Source organism: Porphyromonas sp. CAG:1061, from assembly GCF_000435035.1.
Taxonomy (GTDB): domain Bacteria; phylum Bacteroidota; class Bacteroidia; order Bacteroidales; family Porphyromonadaceae; genus Porphyromonas_A; species Porphyromonas_A somerae.
In genome coordinates this window covers 25200-28055 of the sequence record NZ_HF988913.1, presented here as the reverse complement: position 1 = coordinate 28055, position 2856 = coordinate 25200, and the positions used below count along the sequence as shown (strand labels likewise).

The window sequence follows — 2856 nt, the reverse complement described above, 5'->3', positions numbered from 1 at the left end:
TCCGTCTGACCTCCCGCGAGGGGAGGTCATTAATAATTAGACGAAGCGTCAATTGTTTTGGACTGATCAAACGACCGCTTGCGGTCGGACGGATCCTAGCCCTTGGTCGGAGGGCTTGCCCGAACGACCGGGGGAATACGGTAATCACCTACCCACCCCTACGACCTCCCCTTGTGGGAGGTCGGACAACTTGATCTAAGACATTGTCTAGCATAAAATCAAGATTAAAAGTAATATGCATCGTGCAATAGACATATAAAAAATAGGTGTGTCGAGATATAGCATCTCAACACACCTATTCTTATAATAAGTGCTCCCCTATGCGAAGAAGTCCTGCTGTTTCCTAGATTTTACTCAGAAACAGTCAGTCTAGCACGTCCCTTAGCACGACGGGCTGCTAGTACACGTCTACCATTTGCGGTAGCCATACGAGCACGGAAGCCGTGCTTATTCTTCTTTTTCCTTACCGAAGGTTGATATGTCCTCTTCATTGCTTTATGTATTTACTTAGTTCTACTGTCAATAAACGTTCGGCAAAGATACTAAAATTATTGCTAACTGCAAATGGATTTTCCAACCTCTATTAGGAATTACGCGATAGAAAGTTACGACAATAGGAATTAGATTTGATTGAACGTCAGCCAATATGGGCATAAGAGCACCCTGAGGGGTGCTTTGTTGGGACCTCTGCGAGGTCCTTTTTCTATCGGTTTTGAGGTGAGAAGTAGGGTGAAAGAGGGTGGATTGAAATGGCGCAGAAAGTGCTTTTGTAACTACCTGATACACAGAGCTCTATTTGGGGGTCAGTTTAGTTGCAACTCGCCAATTGCTTAGTTGCAACTCGTCGATCGGTTAGTTGCAACTAAACATTTGCTTTGATAGGGCACTGATTTTAGAGACTGTTTGAGCCTCCTCTAGTCTGTTCCTTTTTGCCCGTTTTTACCTATCTTACTACTGGCTGTAGGATAAGGTATCGGTTTTGATATTTATTCAAGTGGTAAAAGCCCTTCTCCCCTCCAAAATGTAATTTTTGAGCGAATCCGCTCAATTTCTTAGGCAATTACTAATTTTTTCTGTATTTTTGAGGGACGGTTGTAAAAGGACTTTTGTAAAGGGTGTACCACAGAAAAAACCACCCCTTTTATTAAAGGTTTCAGGAGGTAGTACGAGCTTGTCTGTCTCTTGGGTTGCAACTTGGATTTTGGACAAATAATACACCTATAATAAATATATCAAGCTATGAGTAAAGGTATTAGTTTATCTCAACTTAAAGAGAAGTTTCACGATGGTATGAGCATCATGGTGGGCGGGTTCCTTGGTAATGGTACCCCCGAGAAGATCATTGACGCACTGGTAGAGAGTGGGGTGAAGGATCTCACAATGATTGTCAATGACACCTCTTATCCTGAGCTAGGGTGCGGACGCCTTATCGCCAATCATCAGGTTAAAGAGCTCTATGTATCGCATATCGGCACCAATCCTCACACTGCTGAGCAGATGAATAGTGGCGAGCTGACGATCCACTTCTGTCCACAAGGCTCCCTTGCCGAGCAGATTAGGGCCGGAGGTTGTGGCCTTGGTGGCGTATTGACCACTACCGGCCTCGGTACTATTGTAGCCGATGGTAAGGAAAAGGTGACGGTAGATGGTGTTGAATACCTCCTTGAGAAGCCACTAAGAGCCGAATTTGCCTTTATCAAAGGGAGTATCGGTGACGAGATGGGCAATCTAGTTTACAAGGGAACTACTCAAAACTTCCAACCCCTTATGGCAATGGCTGCTGATACTGTAGTAGCTGAGATTGAGCATAAGGTACCTACGGGTGAGATCGCTCCTGAGGCTATTCATACTTCAGGCATTTTGGTTGATTATATTATTGAATAAAGTAGAGCATTTAGATATATGGAGAATAATAATCTAAAGTCGATGATCCGCCTCCGCATGAGTAGCGGTGATGCACACTATGGTGGTAACTTAGTGGATGGAGCACGTATGCTACAGCTCTTTGGCGATGTGGCTACCGAGTTGCTCATTATGAATGATGGTGATGAGGGCCTTTTTGTGGCTTATGACAATGTAGAGTTCAAGGCACCTGTCCATGCCGGTGACTACATTGAGGCTGTTGGGGAGATTGTGAGTGCAGGTAACTCCTCTCGCAAGATGGTCTTCGAGGCACGTAAGGTGATCAGCCCTCGTACAGATATCAGTGCTTCGGCTGCCGATGTGCTGGAGGAGCCTATTGTAGTTTGTAGAGCTAGTGGTACTTGTGTAGTGCCCAAGGACTGTCAACGCAAAGGAAAGTAAGCTATCATGGATAAACTGATCATTACTGCTGCAATCTGTGGTGCTGAAGTGACTAAGGAGCACAATCCAGCGGTCCCTTATACCGTTGAGGAGATGGTGCGCGAAGCCAAGAGTGCTTATGATGCTGGTGCGGCTGTGCTTCACGTGCATGTACGAGAGGATGATGGCACTCCTACTCAGAGCAAGGCTCGCTACAAGGAGGTGATGGATGCTATCTTGCGTGAACTGCCCGATGTTATCATTATCCCCTCTACGGGAGGTGCTGTGGGTATGTCGGCTGAGGAACGCCTGCAACCTACCGAGCTGATGCCTGAGATGGCCACTTTGGATTGTGGTACCGTGAACTTCGGTGATGAGGTATTTGAGAATACCCTACCAATGATGAGGGCTTTTGGTAAGCGGATGCTCGAGAATAATATCAAGCCAGAGTATGAGTGCTTTGATATGGGACACCTTGAGGCAGCCCTTCAGATGGCTCGCCGTGGTGAAGCTCCAGGGCACCCCATGCAGTTTAACTTTGTGCTAGGAGTACCAGGTGCTTCATCGGCCTCT

At 46.3% G+C, this 2856-nt stretch carries 4 protein-coding genes; 3 read left to right on the top strand and 1 reads right to left on the bottom strand.

What is annotated here, in order from left to right; translation table 11 throughout:
• Positions 1 to 350: 350 nt before the first annotated feature.
• Positions 351 to 491: a 50S ribosomal protein L34 gene (gene rpmH / locus QVO39_RS04710; RefSeq protein WP_021903222.1), complete on the bottom strand. Its 141-nt coding sequence runs from the start codon at positions 489 to 491 to the stop codon at positions 351 to 353.
• Positions 492 to 1239: 748 nt separating this feature from the next.
• On the opposite strand from rpmH, the gene QVO39_RS04705 reads away from it, so the two are divergent.
• The 3 genes from QVO39_RS04705 to QVO39_RS04695 form a co-directional block, all read left to right on the top strand.
• Entirely contained in the window at positions 1240 to 1884 is a 645-nt protein-coding gene (locus tag QVO39_RS04705) for a CoA transferase subunit A (protein ID WP_018027929.1), read from the top strand.
• Between the two features lie 18 nt (positions 1885 to 1902).
• Positions 1903 to 2304: a 3-aminobutyryl-CoA ammonia lyase gene (gene kal, locus QVO39_RS04700; protein ID WP_021903221.1), complete on the top strand. Its 402-nt coding sequence runs from the start codon at positions 1903 to 1905 to the stop codon at positions 2302 to 2304.
• Between the two features lie 6 nt (positions 2305 to 2310).
• Positions 2311 to 2856, top strand: a 546-nt coding sequence (locus tag QVO39_RS04695; RefSeq protein ID WP_288171771.1) for a beta-keto acid cleavage family enzyme, incomplete at its 3' end; no start/stop codon positions are given.

Coding starts and splice junctions, on each gene's coding strand:
- QVO39_RS04705 (WP_018027929.1), top strand. CDS start 1,240: ATGAGTAAAGGTATTAGTTTATCTCAACTTAAAGAGAAGTTTCACGAT.
- kal (WP_021903221.1), top strand. CDS start 1,903: ATGGAGAATAATAATCTAAAGTCGATGATCCGCCTCCGCATGAGTAGC.
- rpmH (WP_021903222.1), bottom strand. CDS start 491: ATGAAGAGGACATATCAACCTTCGGTAAGGAAAAAGAAGAATAAGCAC.